Here is a 5,846-nt window from a genome sequence, read left to right as displayed (position 1 = left end):
CGGGTGCCCTTCGTCACCTCGCTCGGCGTCGGCCTGCATCTGGAGGCCTGGGGCGTGCCGGCCGAGCGCATCGTCGAGCTCGACTGGTGGGAACGCACCGTGCTGCCGGGAGGCCTGGCGATCACCGCCGCGCCAGCACACCACTACTCCGGACGTGGGCTGCGCGATCGCAACGTGACGCTGTGGTCGTCGTTTGCCCTGCGCGGCGAGCACCATGCGGTGTTCTTCAGCGGCGACACCGGGCTGTCGCCGGCCTTCGCCGAGATCGGCCGGCGGCTCGGGCCCTTCGATCTGGTGATGCTCGAGGTCGGCGCCTGCCACCCGGCCTGGGGGAATATTCACCTGGGGCCGGACAACGCCCTGCAGGCCTGGGCACAACTGGGCAGCGGGTGTCTCCTGCCGGTGCACTGGGGCACCTTCAACCTGGCGATGCACCCCTGGTCCCAACCGGCGGATGTGCTGCTGGCGCAAGCCCCGGAGGGACTGGTGATGCCGCGCCTCGGCGAGCCGGTCGAGCCGGCCCGGGTCGAGGCGGTGGAGCCGTGGTGGCGTGGGGTGGCCGAGGGCGATTGGCAGGACGATGCGCCGCAGGAAGCCGGACCTCTGGTGCTGCCCGTCAAGGACTAGCCGCACCGCAACACGCGCCCAAGGCGCCGCCCGGCCAGCGCCTTGGGATTTTCCGGCTGGCAGGTAGCATGGCCTGCAACCACCATTGCAGCGCATGCGCGAGGCCAGACACATGCAATTCACCCACGAACAGGAGCCGGCGATCAGATCGCAGGCCAGAATCCTCAAGCTCGTCGCCTTCGCCGGCACCGGCAAGACCACGACCCTGGTCGGCTACGCCCAGGCCCGTCCGCAGGCCCGGATTCTGTACCTCTGCTACAACAAGAGCGTCGAGGTGGCCGCCAAGCAGAAATTCCCCCTCAACGTGACCTGCAAGACCGCCCACGGCCTGGCCTACGGCGCTGTCGGTACGAAGTACAAGCACAAGCTCGGAAACCTGCGCCTCACCGACATCGCCCGGGCCATCAACTCCCAGAATTGGGAAATGGTGCGCAGCGTCCAGGACACCTTGAGCAACTACCTCGCCAGCGCAGACGAGAAAATCGGACTGTTCCATTTCCCCGCAGAAAAACTGCAGAACGAGCGCATGCGACGGGCCGCCGACAGTATCGTCGAGGCCACCCGCCGGCTCTGGGCGCAGATGTGCGACGTGAACAACCACGCCACGCCCATCCCCCATGACGGCTACTTGAAGCTGTGGGCGCTGTCGAAGCCGGACGTGAGCACCCGCTTCGACATCGTGCTGGGCGACGAGGCCCAGGACATCAACCCGGTGATCGCCGGCATCCTGGCGCAGCAGGCCGCCTGCGGCATGGGTGTGGTCGTCTGCGGCGATGGTCACCAGATGCTGTACCGCTTCCGGGGCGCCGTCGACGCCCTCGATGCCCCCTGGCTGGCCGATGCCGAGGTGCACTATCTCACCCAGTCCTTCCGCTTCGGGCCGGCAGCGGCCCACGTCGCCAACATGATCCTGCACTTCAAGGGCGAGCGCCGGCAACTGGCAGGCCTTGGGCAGCCGACGCGCATTGCCAAGACCCTGCCCACCGACCTGGAACACCGGGCGATCCTCTGCCGCACCGTGGTCGGCGTCATCGAGGAGGCACTGGCCTGGGTCGAAACCGGGGCGAAGATTTTCTGGGTGGGCGGTATCGAGGGCTACAACCTGCAGGATCTCGAAGACCTGCACGCCCTGTCGAAGGACAAGCCCGACCGGATCAAGGGAAAAAAACTCCTCCAGGATTATCCCAGCTACGACCTCTACAAAGAGGTCGCTTTCGAAAGCCAGGACTCCGAGATGACCCGCTCGGTCAAGATCGTCGAGCAGTACAGCAAGAATCTGCCGGAGCTGTTCGCCAAGCTACGGCGCAACGCCGTCACCGACGAACTCGAAGCCGACATCACCCTGAGCACGGCGCACCGGGCCAAAGGGCTGGAGTGGGATGCCGTTCAGCTCGCCGAGGACTTCTCCTTCGAGCCCTTCAAGTCGGACAACGACCCGGAGGCCTGGGTGGACGAGTTGAACCTGCTCTACGTGGCCTGCACCCGCGCCATGCAGGTGCTGGCCGTCAACTCGACCGTGTTGGGGATCATGCAGGAGTTCGTCGACCGCCGCGACGGCAGGAAACCGGACGCGCCGCTGGCCTTCCAGAAGAAAGCGCCAGCAGCGGCGTGATCAGTCATCGGCAGGTAGCTCCCGTGCTACCGCCTGCACCTGTCGATACAACCCTGGAAGATTGCGGTGAATCGTCTTCCAGACGATTTCCAGATCCACCTTGAAGTAGCCGTGCGCTACGGCGTTGCGCATCTGGTAAGCGGCCGCCAAGGGTAACTCCGGGTGAGAGGCGGCGAACTTCGGGTAGTGCGTTTCGATGTTGTGGCTGGCCTCGCCGATAATCTCGAAGTTACGAATCACGGCGTCCTGAGCCATCTCGCTCTCCAGAAACGCTACTTCGCTCATGTCCTCGGTGTAGCGATCGATACGCTCGATGGCTTCAAGGATATGCGCCAGATAGTCGGCCAGGCGTTGCATGTCTCGACTCATACCGGCACCGCCTCGGCAAGAACCGTCGCCCGGAACTTCTCGGGCAGCGCCTTCGGAGTCAGTACGTCCACTGGCACGCCGAGCAGTTGCAGCAGCTCATGCCGGATCGCCCCGATGTCGAAGAGGGTCGTTTCCTGCGTCGGGTCGATGAGAATGTCCAAATCGCTGCCCTCCCCATCGTCACCATGGACGACGGAGCCGAACACGCGAGCGTTGCAGGCGCGGTGGGACTCCACCACGCGACGGATAGCCTCCCGATTGGCGTCAAGAGCTACTGAAGGTTTCATGCCGTTCCTCTCCATAATGAAATCTGGGAAACCCCGTTTCAGAATTGCTTAACCCCAGGGGAAAGACAATGACCCTCAGCGCTCCAGCCCTCGGGCAGAGCAATTGGGGTGTCCATCGCTTTCCTCGGTTATTTGTGGCCAGGATAACGGCAGCACGCCAAATCCCAAGTCGATAGCTACGAAGCTCTGCATTGCATCCGCTCAGCGTGCCGCCCTGCGACCTACCGGCAGTTCCCGGCTCGGCGGAAACCAGCGGCTTCTGCATCCGCCGCCGAGCCAAACGAGACACGATTTTTTTCCTGCACTTGCTCGTAGCTCGGGCAGCCGACCGGCAGGTGGTAGACCTTGCTGGCGCTGTTGCCGATCACCGGGGCGCTGCCACTCTCCTCGGCAACCTGCACCGGCTGCGCTACCTGCCGGCGGGCGGGCGTAGCCGTACCCTGCCCGGCCAGACCTTCCCGGCTTGGCTTGTGCCCCAGCGTCCAGGTGCGCTCGCCCGTCACGAACGGGTTGTGGTGGCCCGTGACCTTCGCAATCCGCTGATCGCGCTCGCGCTCCCAGGCGCTGACTGGATACATCCGACTCCAGGCCATGAACAGTTGCTGCTGCTGGCGCGACATCGACAGCCCGTAGCGGTCGTGCATGTAGAACTGCACCCGGGCAACCAGGCCCTTCACCGCGTCTCGAGGCTCGGTCACCCGCTGCTTGAAATCCGTCCTGGTTGGGCAGGCTCCATACTGCGCCGGCGTCGAGGGCAGCATGCCATAGCGGTAGTTGCTGCGGTCCGCGTTCACTTCCCCAATCGTGGGCGACAGGTTGTGCATGTCCGCCTCCATGAGGCGAAACACCAGATCGCTCGTCTTGCAGTTCTCCCGGCCGCCCTTCTGCCAACACTGCCGCTGGTGCCCGAGCACCCAGGCCGGAACGATATGTTCCCACTCGATGCGTTGGGCGCGGTTGCTGTCGGCCCGAACTTCATAGCCACAGGACTCCAGGTCGATACGTCCGCCGGATCTCCCCATCCATTTCCAGCGGCAACCGCAATACAGGTCCCCGACATCGGAAGTTTGCCGGTCGAAGTAGACTTTCTCGCGCAGGGCGATCTTTGCTTTCTCGAACGACTCAGGGGCGTCGGCCAGAACATACTGACCGACCATGGAAAGAATGAAGGCGAGAGCCAGACTGCTCGTTTTCACAGAGAATCCTTGTTGCTTGGGCTAATGGAATGATCGGGCGGAAAGGACTGCTTGCACGAAAACTCAAAAAATAATTGTCGTGTGAACTCTAGCTATTAATTTCATCAAGAGGTCAGTTGCACTCGGTTTTCAACAATGGTTCACGGAAGCGCCTTCGCACATCCATTGCCTTCTTGAGCTTATTGTCGTAGTTCTGCAGCCAGGTTCTTTCGGTCCCAATATATACGGTTGTCGATTTACCGTTGAATGTGCTGACTTTGAAGTTATAGATAACATCGCCTGTATTTTGACCCTGCTTTGACCGGATGACAGTGGCAAGAGTGATACCAACTGGCAAATCAAGATGGGACTTATTGCTGCGTGGCCTACGGTAGTTTTTGATTCTGTCCTTATATGGCCGAAGTATCGCGTTAAACTCCTTTGCCGCTGCATAGCTGGCAGAAGGATCACAGCGGTAGCTCACGTCGAAAAAAGGCTTTGGGGACTGACTATTCTTGACCGGCAAGACATACCAGCCATCATCCACATCGTTTCGGACTATCCCGTGCTCGGGCACGATACTACTCATCTCGGCATTTCCTCGGTTATGCGCTGGGTACTATCCAGTCCTCAATACGCAAGCCCGGCACACGGTCGAACTCGCGTAGGTTGTTTGTGACCAGAATCAGGCCTTGTGAACGGGCATGCCCGGCAATCATCTGGTCGTAGGGCCCAATCGGCGTGCCTGCTTTAGCCAACTCTGCGCGAAGCTGACCTGTGTGTGCTGCAGCGTTCTGGTCATACTTCAGTATCTCCAAACGCGCCGCGAAACCCTCAATGTCCGCCAAATTTCGCTCAGGGTTTGCGGATTTCTCCGCTCCGTAGATCAGTTCCATCAAGGTCACCGTGCTGATGCACATCTGGCCATGGTGGCGCTTGAATGCTTCGCGCGCCTGCTGAGGCCGGTTCTTGATGGTGAAAATGCAGATGTTGGTGTCGAGCATGAACTTGAGCATCAGAAACCTTCCCGCTCCTGCTCAGTGGGCTGCTCCCGCTCGGTCATGAAGTCGGCGGTAACGCCAGCGCCGTCGAACCAGCTATCCCACGACTCGCCGGCCGGGGTGATGATCCTGGTTCTGCCGACTGCAACAACATCGACACGCTTCACCTCATCAGGAAACGCTGCGGCCTTAGGCAAGCGCACCGCCTGACTGCGGTTGCTCAAGAAAACAGAGCCTTGGTCCACTTTGCACCTCTATGGATATGTCAAACGTATATCCCATAATAAATTTAGCAAGGAATATGTCAATGGGATATACGGCCAGGAGTGAAACATTTGTCTATGCCGCCAGTGCAACTGCGTAGAGATCGCCGGCCCTCCCTCGCAAATTTGCGATCCCCCTGCGCTCTGGTCAGTTTTTGACCGCCCCATGCTGGCGCGCATCCCACGTGAGGCCAGCCGCCTTTTCCACAGCCTTATTCACCAAGGCTGGGGATAAAACATGGCTATGTCTGAGTTAGCTGTTGCATGGCTGCTCGCCCCAGCGCCTCCCTCAAGCAAATCAATGGATTGAGCTGCGTCTTGTAGCGCTCGAGCAGGCGGCGCCATCCAAGGTAATGGGTCAGGTACTGGGTGGCCACCCCATGAAAGGGAGTCATCCAGCTCTTCAGTCGGCTGTCGTAGGCGTTCACGTTCTGGATGTGAAAAGGCCCGTCGACCCTGCGCTTCTGGCTCGGATTGACCGGCCGATGGGTGATGCCTTCTGCCTTGGCAAA

8 protein-coding genes and 1 pseudogene are annotated in these 5,846 nt (G+C 61.0%); 2 read left to right on the top strand and 7 right to left on the bottom strand.

Features of this window, described 5'->3' with window-relative positions:
• Both ACYVD0_RS11725 and ACYVD0_RS11720 read left to right on the top strand, forming a co-directional pair.
• A partial coding sequence (locus ACYVD0_RS11725; protein ID WP_460426980.1) for an MBL fold metallo-hydrolase occupies positions 1-627 on the top strand: 627 nt, incomplete at its 5' end.
• A 112-nt stretch (positions 628-739) separates the two neighbouring features.
• Positions 740-2,239, top strand: a complete 1,500-nt coding sequence (locus ACYVD0_RS11720; RefSeq protein WP_460426979.1) for a UvrD-helicase domain-containing protein — start codon at positions 740-742, stop codon at positions 2,237-2,239.
• Here the strand turns inward: ACYVD0_RS11720 and ACYVD0_RS11715 are convergent, their stop codons facing one another.
• From ACYVD0_RS11715 to ACYVD0_RS11685, 7 genes and pseudogenes are all read right to left on the bottom strand, one after another.
• On the bottom strand, positions 2,240-2,596 hold the full coding sequence (locus tag ACYVD0_RS11715) for a HepT-like ribonuclease domain-containing protein (RefSeq protein ID WP_460426978.1): 357 nt from the start codon (positions 2,594-2,596) through the stop codon (positions 2,240-2,242).
• An 8-nt stretch (positions 2,597-2,604) separates the two neighbouring features.
• Positions 2,605-2,895 (bottom strand): nucleotidyltransferase family protein, encoded by a 291-nt coding sequence (locus tag ACYVD0_RS11710; protein WP_090902978.1) that lies wholly within the window; start codon positions 2,893-2,895, stop codon positions 2,605-2,607.
• Between the two features lie 221 nt (positions 2,896-3,116).
• Complete coding sequence (locus tag ACYVD0_RS11705) at positions 3,117-4,091, bottom strand: HNH endonuclease family protein (protein ID WP_460426977.1); 975 nt, start codon at positions 4,089-4,091, stop codon at positions 3,117-3,119.
• Positions 4,092-4,203: 112 nt separating this feature from the next.
• Positions 4,204-4,659, bottom strand: coding sequence for a hypothetical protein (locus tag ACYVD0_RS11700; protein ID WP_460426976.1), 456 nt, complete (start codon positions 4,657-4,659; stop codon positions 4,204-4,206).
• Between the two features lie 16 nt (positions 4,660-4,675).
• A complete protein-coding gene (vapC, locus tag ACYVD0_RS11695) occupies positions 4,676-5,086 on the bottom strand; it encodes a PIN domain-containing protein (protein ID WP_460426975.1) in 411 nt (136 codons plus the stop codon).
• Positions 5,086-5,316 carry an AbrB/MazE/SpoVT family DNA-binding domain-containing protein gene (vapB, locus tag ACYVD0_RS11690; RefSeq protein WP_460426974.1) on the bottom strand — a complete coding sequence of 77 codons (231 nt, stop codon included), beginning with the start codon at positions 5,314-5,316 and terminating at the stop codon, positions 5,086-5,088. Before vapB ends, vapC begins: the two co-directional genes overlap by 1 nt.
• Before the next feature lie 260 nt (positions 5,317-5,576).
• A pseudogene (locus ACYVD0_RS11685) lies at positions 5,577-5,846 on the bottom strand (IS1595 family transposase); the annotation flags it as partial.

The organism is Azotobacter armeniacus, from assembly GCF_054779355.1.
Note: the sequence above shows the minus strand (reverse complement) of the source record. Positions and strands in the feature narration are given on the sequence as shown.